This is a genomic window from Aromatoleum aromaticum EbN1, from assembly GCF_000025965.1.
Classification (GTDB): domain Bacteria; phylum Pseudomonadota; class Gammaproteobacteria; order Burkholderiales; family Rhodocyclaceae; genus Aromatoleum; species Aromatoleum aromaticum.
In genome coordinates this window covers 2944668-2965756 of the sequence record NC_006513.1, presented here as the reverse complement: position 1 = coordinate 2965756, position 21089 = coordinate 2944668, and the positions used below count along the sequence as shown (strand labels likewise).

The 21089-nt window shown below is 62.7% G+C and carries 15 protein-coding genes and 1 tRNA gene; 6 read left to right on the top strand and 10 right to left on the bottom strand.

The annotated features are described in order from the left end of the window. Positions 1-52 precede the first annotated feature (52 nt). From EBN1_RS14115 to tig, 10 genes are all read right to left on the bottom strand, one after another. Complete coding sequence (locus EBN1_RS14115; RefSeq protein ID WP_011238641.1) at positions 53-598, bottom strand: DUF3617 domain-containing protein; 546 nt, start codon at positions 596-598, stop codon at positions 53-55. Beyond that, complete coding sequence (locus EBN1_RS14110) at positions 598-1200, bottom strand: DUF937 domain-containing protein (RefSeq protein ID WP_011238640.1); 603 nt, start codon at positions 1198-1200, stop codon at positions 598-600. The genes EBN1_RS14115 and EBN1_RS14110 overlap by 1 nt, the downstream gene beginning before the upstream one ends. Positions 1201-1460: 260 nt before the next feature. Next, positions 1461-3785: an acetate/propionate family kinase gene (locus EBN1_RS14105; RefSeq protein ID WP_011238639.1), complete on the bottom strand. Its 2325-nt coding sequence runs from the start codon at positions 3783-3785 to the stop codon at positions 1461-1463. A 108-nt stretch (positions 3786-3893) separates the two neighbouring features. After that, positions 3894-5222, bottom strand: a complete 1329-nt coding sequence (locus EBN1_RS14100; protein WP_011238638.1) for a ferredoxin reductase family protein — start codon at positions 5220-5222, stop codon at positions 3894-3896. A 173-nt stretch (positions 5223-5395) separates the two neighbouring features. Then, positions 5396-5857, bottom strand: coding sequence for a hypothetical protein (locus EBN1_RS14095; RefSeq protein ID WP_049780286.1), 462 nt, complete (start codon positions 5855-5857; stop codon positions 5396-5398). 287 nt (positions 5858-6144) lie between these two features. Beyond that, positions 6145-6220: transfer RNA gene (locus tag EBN1_RS14090), tRNA-Val, on the bottom strand. 161 nt (positions 6221-6381) lie between these two features. Beyond that, positions 6382-8811: an endopeptidase La gene (lon, locus tag EBN1_RS14085; RefSeq protein WP_011238636.1), complete on the bottom strand. Its 2430-nt coding sequence runs from the start codon at positions 8809-8811 to the stop codon at positions 6382-6384. A gap of 87 nt (positions 8812-8898) precedes the next feature. Next, on the bottom strand, positions 8899-10167 hold the full coding sequence (gene clpX / locus EBN1_RS14080) for an ATP-dependent Clp protease ATP-binding subunit ClpX (RefSeq protein WP_011238635.1): 1269 nt from the start codon (positions 10165-10167) through the stop codon (positions 8899-8901). Between the two features lie 17 nt (positions 10168-10184). Further along, complete coding sequence (clpP, locus tag EBN1_RS14075) at positions 10185-10823, bottom strand: ATP-dependent Clp endopeptidase proteolytic subunit ClpP (RefSeq protein WP_011238634.1); 639 nt, start codon at positions 10821-10823, stop codon at positions 10185-10187. 19 nt (positions 10824-10842) lie between these two features. After that, entirely contained in the window at positions 10843-12147 is a 1305-nt protein-coding gene (tig, locus tag EBN1_RS14070) for a trigger factor (RefSeq protein ID WP_011238633.1), read from the bottom strand. Positions 12148-12497: 350 nt separating this feature from the next. Here tig and EBN1_RS14065 point away from each other — a divergent pair, with 350 nt between their 5' ends. From EBN1_RS14065 to nadC, 6 genes are all read left to right on the top strand, one after another. Next, entirely contained in the window at positions 12498-14420 is a 1923-nt protein-coding gene (locus EBN1_RS14065) for a PrkA family serine protein kinase (protein ID WP_011238631.1), read from the top strand. A 54-nt stretch (positions 14421-14474) separates the two neighbouring features. Further along, complete coding sequence (locus tag EBN1_RS14060) at positions 14475-15740, top strand: YeaH/YhbH family protein (protein WP_011238630.1); 1266 nt, start codon at positions 14475-14477, stop codon at positions 15738-15740. Then, positions 15737-17275: a SpoVR family protein gene (locus tag EBN1_RS14055; RefSeq protein WP_011238629.1), complete on the top strand. Its 1539-nt coding sequence runs from the start codon at positions 15737-15739 to the stop codon at positions 17273-17275. The genes EBN1_RS14060 and EBN1_RS14055 overlap by 4 nt, the downstream gene beginning before the upstream one ends. A 155-nt stretch (positions 17276-17430) precedes the next feature. Next, positions 17431-18936, top strand: a complete 1506-nt coding sequence (locus EBN1_RS14050; protein WP_011238628.1) for a bifunctional ADP-dependent NAD(P)H-hydrate dehydratase/NAD(P)H-hydrate epimerase — start codon at positions 17431-17433, stop codon at positions 18934-18936. 266 nt (positions 18937-19202) lie between these two features. After that, a complete protein-coding gene (locus EBN1_RS14045) occupies positions 19203-20159 on the top strand; it encodes a DMT family transporter (protein ID WP_011238627.1) in 957 nt (318 codons plus the stop codon). A gap of 31 nt (positions 20160-20190) precedes the next feature. Continuing rightward, positions 20191-21039, top strand: coding sequence for a carboxylating nicotinate-nucleotide diphosphorylase (gene nadC, locus EBN1_RS14040; protein ID WP_011238626.1), 849 nt, complete (start codon positions 20191-20193; stop codon positions 21037-21039). Positions 21040-21089 lie beyond the last annotated feature (50 nt).

Genomic DNA, 21089 nt, shown 5'->3' with positions numbered 1-21089 from the left:
GCCCATCCGCGCCATTCCTTCGCCCGAAACCCCCAGTGCCTGCCGCCCGACCCTAGCGCGCTATGGGCGGCACGCGCTGTGGAACTTCGCAGTGCTCGGAAAGCCAGCGGGCTTCGGTTTCCATCTGCATGTCGCCGTGCGCCGACTTCATATTGACGCGCGTCGTGAAGTGTTCGGGACTACTGACCCGCGCCGCGAAGTCGCCGGTAGCTTGCGGCTGCGTGCAGGTCAGTCGTCCCGTCACGCTGTCGCCAGTCTTTGTCACGTTGCCCAACGTGCAGCTGCCTTCGATCTTGCCGGAGTAAATGTTGTCCTCCTTCGCCTGTTCCGGCGAGATGCAGCTGCGCACGGCGCCATCCTGACCCAGGGTCACGCCGCGTTCCGTCATCTGCTGCTCGACGATGCGCCGCATGTCCGGCGGAAGACTCTTCAGATGCTGCTGCATCTGCGCCATCTGCGACGACATGTCGGGCAGCCCGCCGATGTTCATCCGCGTCGAGCGAAATTCCCACACCCCGGGGCGAATATCCGCCGCGTGCCCGGCCGCAGTCACGCACAGCGCCGAAAGACCGAGAACCAGCGAACGTGCCGTACTCATCAGCGCATTACCTTGCCGGCCATACGCAGGATGTCGTCGAGCATGTTGCCGTCGCCGTCGAGGTCGAGCATCGAAGCGAGTCCCGGAGCGGCGCGGCCAGGGGCATCGCCGGCAGCGCCTGCCGGCCGGTCGCCGAACAGGCCTCCCAGGCCACCGAGCCCGCCGCCCATCGGAGAGGAGTTCCCCTCGTCGCCGGCCCCCCGCTGTTTCGCCAGATAGCCTGCGACGAGCATTGCGAGCATCGGCAGCATCTTCTTCAACAGCGAGGGATCGAGGCCCGACTGGCTAGATGCGTTCTGGGCGACTGCGCGACTTACGTCCTTCGAGCCGAATATCTCGCCGAGCACGTTGTCGCCCCGGCTCACGTCCGTGGGTTGCGGCGCCAGCACCTGATCGAGAAGCGCACCGCCGCCCAGTTGCCCAAGCAGTCCATCGAGTCCTTGGGCCCCGGCAGGCTGTGACTGCGCCTGCTTCTTGAATCCGCCGAGGATTGCCGGAACGAGCGCCTCGGCGCCCTTCGCAGCCTGCGTCTCGCTGAGGCCCAGTTCGCGCGCGAGCGACTGCAGCCCGCCTGTTTGCGCAAGGATGTCCGTGATCTGCATGTGCTTGCTCCTGTAGGGATGGTTACGCAGCCGGCCCAGGCCGGGCCGCAGGGAAAACCGCGTTGCGCCGAACTCTGCTTCCGGAGATGAAGAAACAGCCCGTCCTGCCGGCGCGCAGCTGCGTGAATCTTGATGATAGTGCCGCCTCTCGATTTTCACCACGATGGGGCGTAGGGCGGCCCTCGCGGGGCTCGTCGCCTGACACCTTGGCTGGGCCTTGGCAGAACATCGTCAAATGGGCGAACGTCACTTTCAAGGAGCTAGTGCCGGCTCTGGATCTCCTCGATGTAGCCGATCATGCCGGTCCGGATATTTGCCGCATTGCCCTCGTCGGTATCGATATGCATTGCCAGGCGATAGGCGGGATTCACCCGCACCACGACATCGCCGAAGATCATTTCGCGGTCACCGCCCACACGTACGCGCACGACGTAGTTGTCGCGCACGCGAAAGCGCAGCGCGTCCTCTGGAGCCATATGAATATGCCGTTGCGCGCAAATCACGCCGCGCTCGAGCGTCGTGCTGCCGTACGGGCCTTCGAGAGTCACGCCGGGAGTATTGGCGAGGTCGCCGGACTGGCGGATCGGAGGCTGGATGCCGACCTTGAACTGCTCGGTCATGGCGATCTCCACCTGGGTTTCCTTGCGCGTGGGTCCGAGAACGCGCATGTTGGCGATCCGCCCCTTGGGACCCACCAGGTGAACCTTTTCGCTGCAGGCGAACTGGCCAGGCTGGGAAAGCTCGTGTTCCGGCGTCAGCTGGTGCCCGGGTCCGAACAGTTTTTCCACGTCGGCTTGCGACAGGTGCACGTGGTGGGCCGAGACCTCGATCGGGATCGGCGCCTCGGGATGGCCTTCCTTCATCGCCACCGTCAGGTCATTGCGCTCGATCGCGCGCAGGGTTTCCCAAGCCACCAGACGCTCGTCGTCATTGGCAATGACAAGAATGGTGACCGGTGAATCAGCAGCCGAGATGACGTTGCAGGCGTTCACCTTGCCGAGGTTGCGGTTCTTTTCCTCGTCGAGCCTGATGCCCATGTAACCGAGGCCCTGGCAGGCCAGGCTGCGCACGGCGGCACTGGTTTCGCCGACGTCGCCGGTGAAAGTCAGCACATCGATGCCCCCCATCGCCGCGACGCAGGCGCCGATGTTCTTGCGCACCTGATAGCAGAACGCCTTGTGCGCAAGCAGCGCGCGATGATGTCCTTCGCCGGCCGCGGCCTCGATCTCGTGGATATCACCGGAGATGCCGGAAATGCCTTTCATGCCGCTCTCGGTGTTGATCATATTCGAGAGCTGCTCCGGCGACATCCCGCAGTCCTGCAACAGATGGATCATCACCGCCGGATCGACGCTGCCGGAGCGACTTGGCATGATCAGGCCGTCGGCAGGCGTCATCCCCATCGTGGTATCGACCGAGCGGCCGTGGTCGATTGCACACAGCGAGGCGCCGATCCCGAGATGGCAGGACACGATCTCCAGCTCGCCCAGCGGACGCCTGAGCACTTCGGCCGCCTTCAGCGACACGTAGCGGTGCGAGGTGCCGTGGAACCCGTAGCGGCGGATGCCGCCCTGCTTGTACAGCTCGTAGGGCAACCCGTACAGATACGCGTAGGGCGGCAGAGTCTGGTGGAAGGCGGTGTCGAACACCGCGACATGCGGCACCGCGGGCAGCTGCCTCATTGCCTCGCGGATGCCTTCGACGTTTACCGGGTTGTGCAGCGGCGCGAATACCGACAGCGCCTCGATGTCGGCGATGACCGCCGGCGTGATGACCGCCGCACTGGAAAACCTGCTCCCGCCATGCACCACGCGATGGCCAACCGCCCCGACCTCCTGCGGGTGAAAGGCGAACGCATCGCCGAGCAGTCCGGTGGCCGCCTGCATCACCGCGAACAGCTCGGACAGCGGAAACCGCGCACGCTCCATGTTGCGGACATGCGGACCGACTGCGACGCTGATGCGGGCAACGTCCTCGTCGATGTTGTCGATGATGCCGTGGATGTCGGAACCGAGATCCCGGGTGTCGTAGATGCCAAAATGAATCTGGCTGATTCCGACGTTGAGCACCAGGACCTTGCCCGGCGTGCTGGTACCGAGCGACAGCGCATAGGGATCATCCGATCTGGCGATGGCGCGGCTGCGGGCGGTCGCGAGATCCACCGACATCGCCCGGCTCCGTTCGGCCAGCAGGCGCGAGAGGTAGGCGACAGCCTTCGGGTTGGCCAGGATGCAGGCTTCGAAGACTTCCCGCGGGATCATCAGCACGAAGCAGCGGTTGCCGGCGATGACGTCGGCAATGATGCGATCGCCCGTAAGCAGCGACATCACGCCGAACACATCACCCGCGCCGAGTTGGCTGACCACCGAGCGCGTGCCGGTATTGTCGGTGATCGAGATCTCGGCGTGGCCGCTGACCACCACTCCGATATAGCGGCCCTCGTCACCGGTTTCGAGGACCGCTTCGTTGCCCTCGAAAGTCGCCATGCGGGATCTGGCGAGGATCTCCTCGACCTTGCCCGCAGGGAAACTTTCGAACAGGCGTACCTGCTCGAGGAAAAACCTCTTCAGGTCAGCTTCGCTCATACCGTTTTCGCTCCAATGCGTTATTCCGTGCATTGAAGACTAGCATTTTGCTGCAACGCACCAAAGCACTCTTTCCGCCGCGCCGGGAGCCAGCACCTGCAGGTTCTCTCACCGCATCTCGAACAACTCCTGGTGAAACCTCTCCCCGGCGAGCCCTTTCGCGCTGAACCCCCGACGCAATGCCTGCCCGAACCCGGCCGGTCCGCAGAACCACAACCCAGCGGCTTGCCAGTCCGGCACATGGCGGCAGATTCCGTCCGCATCTAGGCGGCCGTCCCGGTCGGCAGCCAGGACATGCAGCCGTACCCTTGCACGCTCGGCGAGTTCCCGGATGCTCGCGATGAAATTTTCGTCCGGCGCACTGGTGCTGTAGAAAAGATCGACCGGCGGATGGGACGGTTCCCCCGCCAGCCCCTGCAGACGGGCGATGAAGGGCGTGATGCCGATACCGCCCGCGACCCAGATCTGGTGCGCCTGGTCGCCGCTGAAGTCGAAGCGGCCGTACGGGCCTTCCACTTCAACCGGGCTCCCGACGCTGAGTGTCTCCGGCAGGGTCTTCGTGTAGTCGCCCAGCGCCTTGATCATGAACACAAGCCGCCCGTCCCCTTTCCACGCCGACGAAATCGTGAAGGGATGCGGCCCCTCGCGCCGGTCGAAGGTGACGAAGGCGAACTGACCGGCGTCGTGGCCACGCCAGGGGCTCTTCAGCCTGAGCCCGACTTCGAGCACCTGATTGCCCGGATGGCGCACGAGCGTCTCGATCTCGGCTGCGGCTCGATGACTGCGGCCGATCTGGCCGCGCAGGGATTTGACTGCCGCGTAGCTGCCGGCCGCCATCAACACCCCCATCACCACGCCGACGGCAGTGCCCCAGTACGAGAACGGCAGCAGGATCACGCTGTGCGCCACGAGCGCCAGGTACACAACTGCCAGGACGCGGTGTATCTGGAAGAAGCGACGGTAGGGAAAGCGCTTCGTCAGCGCGATCGCAGCTGCGACGACAAACGCGTAGAACGCCCACTCGCCGATGGTCTCGGCCAGACCGCGCTGCTCCTGAAAGAAGCGGAAGATTTCCACGGTCTGCTCCGGGCGCGGACCGCGCTGCGGACGCTCGAGCCACCCCCAGCCCACCGCCCATTTCGGCCCCTTGCCCCAGAGCCAATGCGTGATGCCCAGCACCAGCCCGGAAATGCCGAGCCACTTGTGCAGTCGATAACCCTTGTCCAGCCCGCCCAGCAGCGGCTCCAGGATCACCGGTCGCAAAGCCAGCACCATGGCGAAGCTCATCACACCCATGGCAAGCACGCCGGTGTAGTTAACCACCAGCTTGCGAATGGCGAAGAATCGGTCGCCCTGTAGCAACAGCGGATCGGCCTGCCACCACAGCAGGCTGAGCGAGACGAGGATGAAGATGAGTCCGAACTTGATTCGTTTCATGATAAAAACTCAGGTGTGTGCAGGGACCGGGGCAGGCGCCGACGCTGCGGGCTGGGCAGGATCATGCCCTGCGTCTACGCCCCCTGGCGTACCGGAATGTAGGACATCGGGGTCGTCAGGATGAAGAAGTAACGCCGGAGGATGTCGAGGAGGTCCGAAAGGCGTTTCGGCATTCAGCGGGTTTCCGGCACGCCCTGCCATCCCGGATGTTCGAACAGCCACCCGTAGAGTCTCAGGTCCTGAACCACCTTCATCAGCCCGACGCGCCGCGCGTCATCGTGGTTTGCCGTGCGCATGAGATCGAGCCCGTCACGCATGTCACCGAGCAGGAAGCTCGCCTGCCTGCCCGCCGCGCGGGAAATCGCCTTGTCCGCCAGAATCGAGTCAAGTTCCCTGCCCACCTCCAGCGCAAGCGCTTCGCCCTCAGCTCGCGTCAGGCGCAGGTCGGGGTGAGCATTCATGGACTTGACGAGCGTCGCGCGGATCACCTCCATGCGCTGCTGTAAGGGCTCGGGCGCGGCGACACGATCCGCGAGACGTTCGGAACGCGCCGGTTCGACGTCGGCAAATGCCAACGGAGGCGTGACAAGCAGCGCCGGAACAAGCAGGATGAAAGTTACGAGGCGACGATTCATGACAAGACCCGGTAGTTGGAAACGTGTGACCGAGTCTAGGTTTTGTTGCCTGAACGGAAGATGAATCAACCTGCCTCACAGCAGGGTGTTTCGATGGCATCGGGCCTCCCCTTGGGCGCCGCTTCAGGCGATATACCGTCAAGGGTATGGCAATACCGTCATGTGTACCCCCCAACTGTGACGGTATGGCGTGCTTCCTGGTGGCACTGCCTGACATAACAAAAAACCCGCAAAGCCTTGAGCCGTGCGGGTTATGGTACTGCGTGACACTGGTTATTGTTCGTATCTGGTAGGTGCTGACGGGCTCGAACCGCCGACATCCGCCTTGTAAGGGCGGCGCTCTACCAACTGAGCTAAGCACCCGTAGCCGGAGACTCGAGGAAGCCGAGGACTTTAAACCATCCTTCGCGGCTTTGCCAGTGCAATTTCGCGCTGACTCGTTCCGACGCAGCCGCTCCGGTCACGACCGCGGCGCAGCGTGAAAATCAAGCTGCGCCGCGTCGGGGGCGTGAAACGGAGGGCGTTCAGTGCGCTCTTGCGCTGCTCTTCCCAGCGGCGCCTTCGGCCGGCTCCGCTACCGCCGCCGTCGTCTCCTGCGCGAGTTCGGCTTCGGTCAGCGGCTGTGGCTGTCGCTCGAGTGCGTGTTCGAGCACCTGGTCGATCCACCGTACCGGGATCAGCTCTAGCGTATTCTTGATGTTCTCCGGAATCTCGGCCAGATCCTTGACGTTTTCCTCAGGGATCAGCGCAATCCGGATACCACCGCGAACCGCCGCAAGCAGCTTTTCCTTCAAGCCCCCGATCGGCAGAACTTCACCCCGCAGCGTGATCTCGCCGGTCATCGCGACGTCGCAGCGCACCGGAATGCCGGTCAACACCGACACCAGCGCCGTGCAAATCGCCGTGCCCGCCGAAGGTCCGTCTTTCGGAATTGCGCCTTCCGGCAAATGGATGTGAATGTCGCTCTTCTGGTAGAAGTCCTCATGAACGCCGAGCGAGCGAGCACGTTTGCGCACTACCGACAACGCCGCCTGTATCGACTCCTGCATCACTTCGCCGAGCTTGCCGGTGGTCATGATCTTGCCCTTGCCGGGCAACGCCACCGCCTCGACAGTCAGCAATTCGCCACCCACTTCCGTCCATGCCAGTCCCGTCACCTGCCCGACCTGGTTTTCCTTTTCCGCCATGCCGAAGGAGTAGCGACGCACGCCGAGATACTTGTCGAGATTGCGCGCATTGACGATGATTTTGCTCGCGCGCTTGCGCAACACCAGCGATTTGACGACTTTGCGGCATATTTTCGAGATTTCGCGTTCCATGCCGCGCACACCTGCCTCGCGCGTGTAATACCTGCATACGTCGCGCAACGCCTCTTCCGTCACGGACAGCTCGTCGCGCTTGAGGCCGTTATTCTTCATCTGCTTCGGCAGCAGGTAACGCTGCGCGATGTTGACCTTTTCGTCTTCCGTATAGCCGGACAGCCGGATCACTTCCATCCGGTCGAGCAGCGCGGGGGGAATGTTCAAAGTATTCGCCGTCGCCACGAACATCACGTCGGAGAGGTCGAAATCCACCTCGATGTAATGATCCTGGAACGTGTGGTTCTGCTCGGGATCGAGCACTTCGAGCAAGGCGGAACTCGGGTCCCCGCGGAAATCCTGACCCAGCTTGTCGACTTCGTCGAGCAGGAACAGCGGGTTCTTGACGCCGACCTTCTGCATGTTCTGCAGGATCTTGCCTGGCATCGAACCGATGTAAGTGCGGCGATGCCCGCGGATTTCGGCCTCGTCCCTGACCCCACCCAGCGCCATGCGCACGAACTTGCGGTTCGTCGCCTTGGCGATCGACTGTCCGAGCGACGTCTTGCCGACACCCGGCGCCCCGACGAGGCACAGGATCGGCGCTTTCACCTTGTCGACGCGCTGCTGGACTGCGAGGTACTCGAGGATGCGTTCCTTGACCCGCTCCAAACCGTAGTGGTCCTTGTCGAGGACCTTTTCGGCTTCCGTCAGGTCACGACTGACGCGCGACCTCTTCTTCCACGGCAACCCGATCAGCGTCTCGATATAGTTGCGCACCACCGTCGCTTCGGCGGACATCGGCGACATCAGTCGCAGCTTCTTGAATTCCGCCTGCGCTTTCGCGAGGGCGTCCTTCGGCATGCCAGCGGACTTGATCTTGCGGTCCATCTCCTCGAGATCGGCACCTTCCTCGCCTTCGCCGAGTTCCTTCTGGATCGCCTTGACCTGCTCGTTGAGATAGTACTCGCGCTGGCTCTTTTCCATCTGGCGCTTGACACGGCCGCGGATGCGCTTTTCGACCTGCAGGATATCCAGTTCGGTTTCGAGCTGCGTCAGCAAGCGCTCGAGCCGTTCGCCAGCGCCGAACATTTCCAGCACTTCCTGCTTCTGCTCGAGCTTGAGCGGCAGATGCGCAGCGATCGTGTCCGCAAGCCGGCCCGGATCCTCGATGCCGGCGAGCGACGCGAGGATCTCGGGCGGGATCTTCTTGTTGAGTTTCACGTACTGGTCGAACTGCGCGACGATCGCCCTGCGCATCGCCTCGAGTTCGTTGGTGTCGGTTTCGGGAACCGGAACCGGCGTGACTTTCGCGACGAAGACACTGCGCTGGTCTTCGACCGAGTCCACACGGCCGCGCTGCACGCCTTCCACGAGCACCTTGATCGTGCCATCCGGAAGCTTGAGCATCTGCAGGATGTTCGCGATGCAGCCGATTTCGTACAAATCTTCGGCCGACGGCTCGTCCTTGGCAGCCGACTTCTGCGCCACCAGCAGGATGCCCTTGCCCGCTTCCATCGCGTTCTCGAGAGCCTTGATCGACTTCGGACGCCCGACGAAGAGCGGGATCACCATATGGGGAAACACCACCACGTCGCGCAACGGCAGAAGCGGCAGTTCCATTTGTTCGTTGGGGAGGTCGAGCGGGCCTGACATGATTGTTGTTACCTCGATGGGACGTGTCGAGCCCACATGGGGGCCCGACCGGAAAAAATCAAGCGGCGCGCGACCGATTCGCCCGGGCTAGTTCGAGCCCGAAACCTTCGGCTGCTCGGCATACATCAGAAGGGGCTGAGCGCCCTCTTCGATGGTGCCTTCATCCACCACCACCTTTTCCACCCCTTCCAGCGTGGGCAGGTCATACATGATATCGAGCAAAGCCGACTCGAGAATCGAACGCAAGCCACGTGCCCCGGTCTTGCGCCGGATCGCCTTGCGAGCGACCGCATGAAGCGCCGCGGGACGAATCTCGAGGTCGACGCCTTCCATCGAAAAAAGCTTCTGGTACTGCTTGACGAGTGCGTTTTTCGGCTCGACCAGAATCTGGATCAGCGCTTCTTCGTCAAGTTCCTGCAACGTGGCGACAACCGGCAACCGACCGACGAATTCCGGGATCAGACCGAATTTGATGAGATCCTCGGGTTCGACCTGACGGAACGACTCCGAGACGTTCTTTCCCTCGCGGCTCTTGATCTCGGCGCCGAAACCGATACCGATTTTTTCGGTACGGTTGCGGATCACTTTTTCAAGGCCGTCGAATGCGCCACCGCAAATGAACAGGATGTTCGTCGTGTCGATCTGGATGAAATCCTGATTGGGATGCTTGCGCCCGCCCTGAGGCGGAATCGACGCGACCGTGCCTTCGATCAGCTTCAGCAACGCCTGTTGCACGCCTTCGCCGGAGACATCGCGCGTAATCGACGGATTGTCCGACTTGCGCGAAATCTTGTCGATTTCGTCGATGTAGACGATGCCGTGCTGCGCCTTGTCGACGTCGTAGTCGCATTTCTGCAGCAACTTCTGGATGATGTTCTCGACGTCCTCGCCGACGTATCCGGCTTCGGTGAGCGTCGTCGCATCGGCCATGACGAAAGGCACATTGAGCAGGCGCGCCAGAGTCTGCGCGAGCAGCGTCTTGCCCGAACCGGTCGGACCGATCAGCAGGATGTTGCTCTTCGACAGCTCGACCTCTTCCTTGCGGCCGGAGAGGTGGCGCAGACGCTTGTAATGGTTGTAGACAGCGACCGACAGGTTGCGCTTGGCCTGGGTCTGCCCGATCACATACTGATTAAGGATTTCGCAGATTTCCTGCGGGGTAGGCAACGTCGTGCGAGTCCCTTCCGCGTCGACGGTTTCGGCAATCTCGTCGCGGATGATGTCGTTGCACAGTTCGATGCACTCGTCGCAGATAAAGACCGACGGCCCCGCAATGAGTTTGCGAACCTCATGCTGGCTCTTCCCGCAAAACGAGCAGTACAGCAGCTTTTCGCCACCCGCCTTTTTATCCGTCATGGTCTTCCTCTCTTATATCAACTGTCGGCGCGATTGGTCAGCACCTTGTCGACAATGCCGTACTCCACGGCATCGGCAGCCGACATGAACCGGTCCCGGTCGGTGTCCTTCTCGATCTGCTCGATCGGCTGGCCGGTGTGCTTGGCCAGCATCTCGTTCAGTTTCGCGCGGATGCCGAGAATCTCGCGGGCGTGGATTTCGATATCGGAAGCCTGCCCCTGGAACCCGCCGAGCGGCTGATGGATCATCACGCGCGAATTGGGCAGGCAGAAGCGCTTTCCTTTTTCGCCGGCCGCGAGCAGGAACGAACCCATGCTCGCCGCCTGGCCGATGCACAAGGTGCTCACGCTCGGCTTGATGAACTGCATCGTGTCGTAGATCGCCATCCCCGACGACACTGAACCGCCCGGCGAATTGATGTAGAAGTAAACATCCTTGTCCGGGTTCTCGGATTCGAGGAACAGCAGCTGCGCCACGATCAGGTTCGCGGTCACGTCGTTGACCGGCCCGACCAGAAAGATCACCCGTTCCTTCAGCAGACGCGAGTAGATGTCGTAGGCGCGCTCGCCCCGACCGCTTTGTTCGACCACCATCGGGACCAGTCCGAGGCCGACCGGATCCCAGTTGCTGCTTCCATGTGGCGCTGCACTGTTCATCGCTTTGCCCCTTGCGGCATCAGGCCGCGTTACCCATCAATTCGTCGAAAGTCACCGTCTTGTCTTCAGTTTGAGTCTGGGACAGCACCCATGCAACAACGTTGTCCTCGATCACGACCGCTTCGGCTTGACCCAAACGTTCCGGTTGAGCGTAGTACCAGCGCACCAGTTCCGCTGGATCCTCGTAACTTTGCGCCATTTCGTCGATCATCGCGCGGACCTGCTCCGGTTTTGCGTACAGTTCCTTCGCGTTCACCAGCTCTGCCATGATGAGACCGAGCTTGACGCGACGAACAGCCTGATCGGCAAACCACGTGGGCTCCACCGGGATGTCCTTGGTGTTCATGCCGCGCATCTCGAGATCGCGCTTCGCGTTCTCGGCGAGTTGCCTCGACTCCGCCTCGACCAGCGCTTTCGGCACCTCGATCGGATTCGCCACCAGCAGCGCCTCCATCACCTGTTCCTTGACCTTGCCCTGGATGCGACGTTTCACTTCGCGCTCCAGGTTCGCCCGGACTTCGTCACGCAGCTTCGTCACGTCACCGTCGGCCACTCCGAGCGCGCGAGCGAGATCCGCATCCACGGCGGGCAGGATCGGGGCCTCGACCCCTTTGACCGTGATCTCGAACTCCACTTTCTGTCCGGCAAGATCAGCTGCGTGATAGTCCTCGGGGAACGTCATTTCAAAGGTCTTCGTTTCGCCGACCTTGAGCCCCCCCACCGCGCTCTCGAAATCCTTGAGCATCGAACCGGCGCCGATCACGAACGGGAAATCCTGCGCCTTTCCGCCTTCGAACAGTTCCCCGTCCTTGCGTCCCGCGAAGTCGATCACCACGCGATCGCCGTCCTGAGCGGGCCGATCCACCGCCTCGAACGTTGTGCGCTGCTTGCGCAGCACTTCGATCGTCTTGTCGACTTCGGCGTCGCCCACCGTTAGCACCGGCCGCTCCACCTTCTGTCCCGACAGGTCGCCCAGCGGCACCTGGGGATAGACTTCGAACACCGCGCTGAATTCCAGCGCTCCTTCGACTGCCGCTTCGCGTGGCTCGATCCGCGGGTAGCCTGCGACGCGCAAATTCTGTTCCCGCACCTTGTCGCCGAACGCTTTTTCCACCGCTGCGCCGATCGCTTCGGAACGAGCTTGCGAGCCGTAGGTTTGCGCGACGATCTTCATCGGAACCTTGCCTGGCCGGAAACCCGGCATCTTCACGGTGCGGGCCATCCGCTTCAACCGAGAATCGACTTCCTTGTCGATCTCCGCCATGGGCACGGACATGTCGATGCGGCGCTCGAGCGCGCCCTGCGTTTCCTGGGTGGTCTGCATTAAGTGATCCCTGACAAGTCAAAGTTTGCCCCGAAAATCGACTCCCGACCAGCAAGCGGCGCGATGCGGATCAAGGGGAGTTCGACGGGCATGTTAGAAGTAAAAGTTTAATTCTAACACAGCCTCCGGACCTTCCTTCCAGCCGCCTTTCGGTCGCAAAATGGCACGAATAATCTTTCCCCGCAGGGTGCACATTGCATGGAACTTGCTGCACCCGATGTGCCTCTCACGGGTGACTGCAGGGGTCGGAGAGGCGCCGGGCTGAAGGCGCCGGACCGTTCGCCGAACGTCCAAGAGCATCCTGATTGCTCTGTGTTTCAACTGATTCGATCATGAAGGGAGATATCCAGATGACCATCTTCAATGCCTACCAGGCGCGATTCGAGGCAGCCCGCGAAGAAGAGATGTCGATTCAGGAGTATCTCGAGCTGTGCAAGTCGGACCGCTCGGCGTATGCCACCTCCGCGGAAAGAATGCTGATGGCCATCGGGGAACCCGAACTGGTGGATACGCGCGTGGACCCGCGACTGTCACGCATCTTTTCCAACAAGATGCTCAAGCTGTATCCGGCCTTCCGTGACTTTTACGGCATGGAAGAGGTCATCGAGCACATCGTTTCCTACTTTCGCCACGCAGCGCAGGGTCTGGAAGAGAAGAAACAGATCCTTTACCTGCTCGGCCCGGTCGGCGGCGGCAAGTCCTCGCTGGCCGAAAAACTGAAGTCACTGATCGAAAAAGTGCCGTTCTACGCGATCAAGGGATCGCCGGTGCACGAATCGCCGCTCGGCTTGTTCGACGTGAAGGAGGATGGCCGCCTGCTGGAAGACGACTTCGGTATCCCGAGCCGCTACGTCAACACGATCATGAGTCCGTGGGCCGTGAAGCGCCTGCATGAATTCGGCGGCGACATCACCCGTTTCCGCGTCGTCAAGCTGCGCCCGTCGGTCCTGAAACAGATCGCGGTCGCGAAGACCGAACCGGGCGACGAGAACAATCAGGACATTTCTTCACTGGTCGGCAAAATCGACATTCGCAAGCTCGAGGAATATTCGCAGGACGACCCCGACGCGTACAGCTATTCCGGTGGCCTGTGCCTCGCCAACCGCGGCCTGCTCGAATTCGTCGAGATGTTCAAGGCGCCGATCAAGGTGCTGCATCCGCTGCTGACCGCGACACAGGAAGGCAACTACAAGGGCACCGAAGGTTTCGGTGCGATCCCGTTCGACGGCATCGTGATGGCGCACTCGAACGAGTCGGAGTGGGTCGCGTTCAAGAACAACCGCAACAATGAAGCGTTCCTCGACCGCATCTACACGGTGAAAGTGCCGTACTGCCTGCGAGTGTCGGACGAAATACACATCTACGAGAAACTGCTTACCGAGAGTTCGCTCGCAGCTGCGCCGTGCGCGCCCGACACGCTGCGGATGATGGCGCAGTTCGCGACGCTGTCGCGGCTCAAGGAGCCCGAGAACTCGAGCATCTATTCGAAGATGAGGGTGTACGATGGCGAGAACCTCAAGGACACCGATCCGAAGGCGAAGAGTTACCAGGAATACCGCGACTACGCCGGCGTCGACGAGGGAATGACGGGTCTGTCCACGCGGTTCGCATTCAAGGCGCTGTCGAAGGTGTTCAACTTCGACCACCGTGAAGTCGCAGCCAACCCGGTGCACCTGATGTATGTGCTTGAACAGCAGATCGAACAGGAGCAGTACCCGCCCGAGGTCGAGGCCCGCTACATGGGCTTCATCAAGGAGTTCCTCGCCCCGCGCTACGCCGAGTTCATCGGCAAGGAGATCCAGACCGCTTACCTCGAGAGCTATTCGGAGTACGGCCAGAATATCTTCGACCGCTACGTGACCTACGCCGACTTCTGGATCCAGGACCAGGAATTCCGCGATCCCAATACCGGCGAGATCCTCGACCGTTCGGCGCTCAACGACGAGCTCGAAAAGATCGAGAAGCCGGCTGGCATCAGCAATCCGAAGGATTTCCGCAACGAGGTGGTGAACTTCGTGCTGCGTGCACGGGCCAAGAACGATGGCAAGAATCCGAGCTGGACCAGCTACGAGAAACTGCGCGCGGTCATCGAGAAGAAGATGTTCTCGAATACCGAGGAACTGCTGCCGGTGATCAGCTTCAACGCGAAGGCAAGCGGCGACGAACAGAAGAAGCACCAGGACTTCGTCAACCGGATGATCGAAAAGGGCTACACCGAGAAGCAGGTTCGCCTGCTGTGCGAATGGTATCTGCGGGTCCGTAAGTCGTCGTAAGCGACGTCCCGCCCGGCGCGCGGCGCCGGGCGGAGTCCAACACGGGAGGAACCCATGACCCGCATCATCGATCGTCGGTTTGACAGCAAGAAGAAAAGCGCGGTCAATCGCCAGCGCTTCATGCGCCGCTTCAAGCAGCAGATTCGCCGCGCGGTCAGCGATGCGATCCAGGATCGCTCGATTCGCGATCTGGACAATGGCGAACAGATATCGATCCCGTCGAAGGATCTGAGTGAACCGCAGTTCCAGCACGGCCGCGGCGGAGTGTGGGAGCAGGTTTTTTCAGGCAACGACCAGTTCTCGAGCGGCGACCTGATCAACCGCCCGCCAGCAGGCGGCGGAGGTCGCGGCCAGGGCAAGGCCAGCAACGAGGGCGAAGGGGAGGACGACTTCGTTTTCCACCTGTCGCGCGAGGAGTTCCTCGACATTTTCTTCGACGACCTCGCGTTGCCGAACCTGATCCGCACGCAACTGGCCAAGATCACCGACTACAAGACGCAGCGGGCCGGTTTCACCGCCGACGGCTCGCCGGCGAACATCAACATCATCCGCTCGATGCGCGGGGCGCTGGGACGCAGGCTCGCACTCGGTTCCCCGTTTACGACACGGCTGCGGGAACTGCAGAAGGAACTCGACGCTGTCATCGAGGACCACGGCGAGGACAGCCCGGAAGCGATCGCGCTGCGGGAGGAAATCGCCCGGGTGCGCGCCAAGATCGAGGCGATCCCGTTCATCGACAGCTTCGACCTGCGCTACAACAACCGCATCAAGGTGCCGAAGCCGACCACGCAGGCGGTGATGTTCTGCGTGATGGATGTCTCCGGCTCGATGGACGAAGAGAAGAAGGCCACTGCCAAGCGCTTCTTCATGCTGCTCTACCTGTTCCTCAATCGCACCTACGAACACATCGAGGTGGTGTTCATCCGTCACCATACGATCGCCAAGGAAGTCGACGAGGACGAGTTCTTTCACTCGCGCGAGTCGGGGGGCACGGTCGTGTCGAGCGCGCTCAAGCTGATGCACGAAGTCATCGCTTCGCGGTACATGCGCGGCAGCTGGAACATCTACGGTGCCCAGGCTTCCGACGGGGACAACTGGGACAACGATTCGCCGATCTGCCGCGACTTGCTCGACGCCCAGATCCTGCCCTACTGCCAGTACTTCTCGTACATCGAGATCACTCCCGGCGAGCCGCAGAACCTCTGGCGCGAATACGAGAAGCTGATGGGGGCTCACAAGAACTTCGCCATGCAGAGAATCGAAGCGCCGGCCGACATCTATCCGGTATTCCGCGAACTGTTCAAGAAGACGCTCGTATGAAACGTGCCGCCGTGAAAAAGCTCAAGCAGCTGCCCGCGACATCCGAATGGACGTTCGAGGCGATCGATACCTACCACACTGAAATCGCACGGGTCGCCGGCGAATTCGGCCTCGATGTGTACCCGCCGCAGATCGAGCTGATCACCGCCGAGCAGATGATGGACGCCTATGCATCCGTGGGCATGCCGGTGAACTATCACCACTGGTCTTTCGGCAAGCACTTCCTGACCACGGAAAAGGGCTATCGGCGCGGCCAGATGGGTCTCGCGTACGAGATCGTCATCAACTCCAACCCTTGCATCGCGTACCTGATGGAGGAGAACACGCTGACGATGCAGGCGCTGGTGATCGCCCACGCTGCTTATGGCCACAACAGCTTTTTCAAGGGCAATTACCTCTTCCGCACCTGGACCAACGCCGACGCGATCGTCGACTACCTGATCTTCGCGCGGCATTACATCGCCGAATGCGAGGAGCGCCACGGCGAGGAAGAAGTCGAGCTGCTGCTCGATTCGTGCCATGCGCTGATGAACCTGGGAGTGGACCGCTACAAACGCCCGCCGAAGCTCTCGCTGGCGAAGGAGAAACTGCGCCAGAGCGAACGCACCGAATATCTGCAAAGCCAGGTGAACGAATTGTGGCGGACGTTGCCGGTTCATGACGCCAAACCCGGCCGGGCGCTGCGGCCCCGCTTCCCGCCCGAATCCGAGGAGAACCTGCTGTATTTCGTCGAAAAGCATGCCCCGCTCCTCGAACCATGGCAGCGCGAGATCGTGCGCATCGTGCGCAAGATCGCGCAGTACTTCTTTCCTCAACGCCAGACGCAGGTGATGAACGAAGGCTGGGCGTGCTTCTGGCACTACACGCTCCTCAACCGGCTCTACGACGAGGGGTTGCTGGCCGACAGCTTCATGCTCGAATTCCTCCAGTCGCACACCAACGTGGTGTATCAGCCCGCCTATAACGAACGCTGGTACAACGGCATCAACCCCTATGCGCTGGGTTTCATGATGTGGCAGGACATCCGCCGCATCTGTGAATCGCCGACGGAGGAGGATCGAACCTGGTTTCCGGACATCGCCGGCAGCGACTGGCGCGAAACCCTCGAATTCGCGATGAAGAACTTCAAGGACGAGAGCTTCGTTGCCCAGTACCTGTCACCGAAGGTGATCCGTGATCTCCGGCTGTTTGCGATTCTCGACGACGAGCACGAGTCCAAGCTCAAGGTGTCGGCGATACACGACGAGCGCGGTTATCGTCGCGTGCGCGAGATCCTGTCCGACCAGTACAACCTCGGCAGCCGCGAGCCGAACATCCAGGTCTGGAACGTGGATCTCAGGGGCGACCGCTCGTTGACGTTGCGCCATCAGGAATACCGGCGGCGCCCCCTTGGCGGCACCATCGACGAAGTCATGAAGCACATGGCGCGGCTGTGGGGGTTTACCGTACGCCTCGAGACGCAGCATGAGGACGGCAGCGTCGAACTCGTGCAGGAGACGAGGATCGAGAAGCGCCGCGGGCATCCGGACAACTGAGGGTCACGACGGACGGGGATCCGTAGAGAGGGGAGCGTGACGACAGCCGGCCCGGCTGCCGACCCTTTGCGACATCGCACGAATCACCCCGCTCGCATCATCGACGAATCGCCGGACGGTAGAATCGGGCCTTTCCTTCGTCCTCCGGAGACCCCATGTTCCAGCCGCCCAGTCCGATTTATCCGGTTGCCGACATCCGCGCCATCGAAGCGCACGTAGCACCGCTCGCCCAGCCGACGCTGATGGAGCGTGCCGGCCGCGCGGCGGCGGAAGAAGCCGTGCGCCTGACGCAGGACCGTACAGGACACGTGCTTATCGTGTGCGGGCCGGGCAACAACGGCGGCGACGGGCTGGTCATGGCCCGCCGGCTCCTGCAGGCCGGGCGGTCGGTGACGGTGGCGTTCGCCGAAAATCCGGACAGTCTGCCGCCCGACGCTGCGGCGGCGTTCGCGGCGTGGCGTGCAGCCGGCGGTGAAACGGTTTCGGATTTTCCCGGCGCACCGGCGAACGGCTGGGCACTCGTCGTCGACGCACTGTTCGGTATCGGCCTGCGCCGGCCGGTCGAAGGTCGCTACGCCCGCTGGATCGACACGATGAACGCGCAGCAGGCGCCGCGGCTCGCGATCGACATCCCGAGCGGCCTCGACGCCGACACCGGCGCGATCCTCGGCATGGCGTTCCAGGCGACCGCAACGCTGACCTTCATCGCGCTCAAGCCCGGGCTGCTCACGCTCGACGGGCCGGACTACGCCGGCACGGTCCACGTCCATCGGCTCGACATCGACCCCGCTGCCTGGCTTTCGCCCCCGGGATTCGAGATCCGCCCCGCAATGGTGCGGGAGTTCATGCGGCCGCGACGGCAAAACACGCACAAAGGCAGCTATGGCGACGTCGGCATCATCGGCGGGGCGCCTGGGATGACCGGCGCGGCGCTGCTCGCCGGCCGGGCGGCGCTGAAACTCGGGAGCGGCCGGGTGTATGTCGGCCTCGTCGACGATTACGCGCTCCCGGTCGACCACACCCAGCCTGAACTGATGCTGAAGCGGCCGGAACAGGTTCTCGAACAGGCCAGCGTCCTCGCGCTCGGGCCGGGCCTGGGCACCAGCGCAACTGCTCTTGCGCTGCTCGAGCGTGCGGCCCGATCCGATCGCCCCCTGCTGCTCGATGCCGACGCGCTCAACCTGCTGGCCGACGCGCCACACCTGAAAGCGCAGGTCGCCGCACGCGAGGCCCCGACCTTGCTCACCCCCCACCCCGGCGAGGCCGGTCGCCTCCTCGGCATCGGCACTCCTCGCGTGCAAGCTGACCGCATTGCCTCGGCGCTCGAACTGTCGACGCGCTTTGGCGCCGATATCGTTCTGAAAGGAGGCGGCAGCGTCATTGCGACAACGACAGGACAATGGTTCATCAACACCACCGGCCACCCGGGCATGGCGAGCGCGGGCATGGGAGACGTGCTGACCGGCCTGATCGCCAGCCTGCTCGCCCAGGGCTGGCCCGCCCGTTCGGCGCTGCTTGCAGCGGTGCATCTGCATGGCGCGGCCGCCGACCGCCTGGCCCGCGAAGGCATCGGCCCGATCGGACTGACCGCGAGCGAAGTCGCCGAAGCCGCGCGCGGCGTATTCAACGGCTGGATCGTGAAGGCTGCGCGGGGGCGCTGAAAGTCTCGTCGGGCTTGATGCGATGTCGGAAGCGCGCCCGGGCGCTGCTAGAATCGCATCGACCTGCATGACGCCGAGCTGATCATCGAATCGACGTTGAGCGCCGCAAACCTCCGATCGAAACCGTCGAATACCTCGCCTCTCGCGGTCGTCTGACTACCTTGTCGAGGCAGCGGGAATCAGGAAACCGGCGGGAAATACTGCGCGCGCTTCGACTCGGGACTTCCGGGCTTCGTCTGCCTCCACAACAATCGAGCCCCCGCCCCATGTCCGACACTCACCCTCATGCGCTGCGCAGCATTCTGCTGCTCCTCGGCGCGCTGTTCCTGTTCGTGCTCCTCGACGCCACCGCCAAACGCCTCGCCGCGACCTATCCGGTCCCGATGCTGGTGTGGTCGCGCTACGCGCTGCACTTCCTGCTGATGGTGGTGCTCCTGGCGCCGTCGATGCGGCTCAAACTCGTTACGACGAGGCGGCCGGGCCGACAGATCGTCCGCGCCACCTGTCTGCTCGCCGTGACGTTCTTCAATATCACCGCGCTGCAGGTGATGCCGTTGGCCGAGACCACCGCAATCGTCTTCGCCGCGCCGCTGATGGTCACGCTGATGGCGGGACCGCTGCTCGGCGAACGCATCGGTCCGCTGCGCTGGGTGGCCGTCGTGACCGGTTTCGTCGGCGTCCTGCTGATTGCCCGGCCCGGCGGCGCCCTGGTGGCCGAAGGTGTCGCCCTCGCCCTCGGCGCGGCGGTGAGCTACGCGGCCTACCAGATTCTCACCCGCCAGCTTTCCCCGACCGAAACCCCGGTCAACATGCTGTTCTACACGGCACTGGTCGGTACTGCCGCGACGAGCCTCGCACTGCCGTGGTTGTGGCAGGGCCCGATGCCCGGACCGCTGGATGCGCTGCTCATCGCATCGCTCGGCATCTACGGCGGCTGCGGGCATTTCCTGCTGATCCGCGCCTTCCGCGACGCCCCGGCTTCGATGCTGTCACCGATCCTGTATGTGCAGCTGCTGTGGGCGACCCTGATCGGCTGGTTCGGCTTCGGCCAGTTGCCGGATGGCTGGGGACTGGTCGGCATCCTGACGATTGGCGGCGCAGGCGTGCTGATCGCCATCGACGGCCGTCGTACCGCCCAGCGCCGGCACGAGGCGCTTGCGACGGCGGCCGAACCTGCGCCGGCACAAACCAGATTCGCGCCATCGAAGGGACGGAACCGCTAGAATCCCCGCTCCACTTCGAAGGCCGACGCCAATGAATCTGTCACAACAGCTACGCATCGAAATCCAGCGCAACGTCGCCGCCTCGCTGGCGGAAGATGTCGGCACGGGCGACCTCACCGCGCGTCTGATCCCGTGGGAAACCGACGCGCGCGGTCGCGTCATCACGCGCGAAGCGGCGGTCCTGTGCGGCACCGCGTGGTTCGACGCCGCGTTCGAGGTGATGAGCCCCGCCGCGGCGGTCGTCTGGCACGTCCGCGACGGTGACCGGATCGAACCGGGCCAAGTGCTGTGCGAAGTCGTCGCAAGCGCCCGCGTGCTGCTCACCGCCGAGCGCACTGCGTTGAATTTTCTGCAGTTGCTTTCAGCAACGGCGACTGCGACCCGGCGTTTCGTCGACGCGATCGCCGGCACCCGGGCGAAGATCGTCGACACCCGCAAGACGTTGCCCGGGCTGCGCCTGGCGCAGAAATACGCGGTGACGGTGGGCGGCGGCGTGAACCACCGCGTCGGACTCTACGACGGCATCCTGGTCAAGGAAAACCACATCATCGCCGCCGGCAGCATCGCCCGTGTCATCGAGCAGGCACAGGCGATCGCACCGTCGAACGTGTTCATCGAGATCGAAGTCGAGACGCTCGAAGAACTCCATGAAGCGCTCGATGCCGGCGCGAAGATGATCCTGCTCGACAACATGAGCCTCGAGACGATGCGCGAAGCAGTGCGCATCGCAGACGGGCGGGCCGAGCTCGAAGCATCGGGCGGGGTGAATCTGGAAAAAGTGCGCGCGATCGCCGAAACGGGCGTGGACCGTATTTCGATCGGCAGTCTGACGAAGGACGTCCGGGCGATCGACCTGTCGCTGCGCCACGTCGAGGAATGATGGCCGCTTCAGCGTAGCCAGCGGCTCTCCTAACACGCCACGGACCGCCC

Bases quoted from the DNA above. Each gene is read 5' to 3' on its own strand.
- EBN1_RS14115 (WP_011238641.1), bottom strand. From the start codon at position 598: ATGAGTACGGCACGTTCGCTGGTTCTCGGTCTTTCGGCGCTGTGCGTG.
- EBN1_RS14110 (WP_011238640.1), bottom strand. From the start codon at position 1,200: ATGCAGATCACGGACATCCTTGCGCAAACAGGCGGGCTGCAGTCGCTC.
- EBN1_RS14105 (WP_011238639.1), bottom strand. From the start codon at position 3,785: ATGAGCGAAGCTGACCTGAAGAGGTTTTTCCTCGAGCAGGTACGCCTG.
- EBN1_RS14100 (WP_011238638.1), bottom strand. From the start codon at position 5,222: ATGAAACGAATCAAGTTCGGACTCATCTTCATCCTCGTCTCGCTCAGC.
- EBN1_RS14095 (WP_049780286.1), bottom strand. From the start codon at position 5,857: ATGAATCGTCGCCTCGTAACTTTCATCCTGCTTGTTCCGGCGCTGCTT.
- lon (WP_011238636.1), bottom strand. From the start codon at position 8,811: ATGTCAGGCCCGCTCGACCTCCCCAACGAACAAATGGAACTGCCGCTT.
- clpX (WP_011238635.1), bottom strand. From the start codon at position 10,167: ATGACGGATAAAAAGGCGGGTGGCGAAAAGCTGCTGTACTGCTCGTTT.
- clpP (WP_011238634.1), bottom strand. From the start codon at position 10,823: ATGAACAGTGCAGCGCCACATGGAAGCAGCAACTGGGATCCGGTCGGC.
- tig (WP_011238633.1), bottom strand. From the start codon at position 12,147: ATGCAGACCACCCAGGAAACGCAGGGCGCGCTCGAGCGCCGCATCGAC.
- EBN1_RS14065 (WP_011238631.1), top strand. From the start codon at position 12,498: ATGACCATCTTCAATGCCTACCAGGCGCGATTCGAGGCAGCCCGCGAA.
- EBN1_RS14060 (WP_011238630.1), top strand. From the start codon at position 14,475: ATGACCCGCATCATCGATCGTCGGTTTGACAGCAAGAAGAAAAGCGCG.
- EBN1_RS14055 (WP_011238629.1), top strand. From the start codon at position 15,737: ATGAAACGTGCCGCCGTGAAAAAGCTCAAGCAGCTGCCCGCGACATCC.
- EBN1_RS14050 (WP_011238628.1), top strand. From the start codon at position 17,431: ATGTTCCAGCCGCCCAGTCCGATTTATCCGGTTGCCGACATCCGCGCC.
- EBN1_RS14045 (WP_011238627.1), top strand. From the start codon at position 19,203: ATGTCCGACACTCACCCTCATGCGCTGCGCAGCATTCTGCTGCTCCTC.
- nadC (WP_011238626.1), top strand. From the start codon at position 20,191: ATGAATCTGTCACAACAGCTACGCATCGAAATCCAGCGCAACGTCGCC.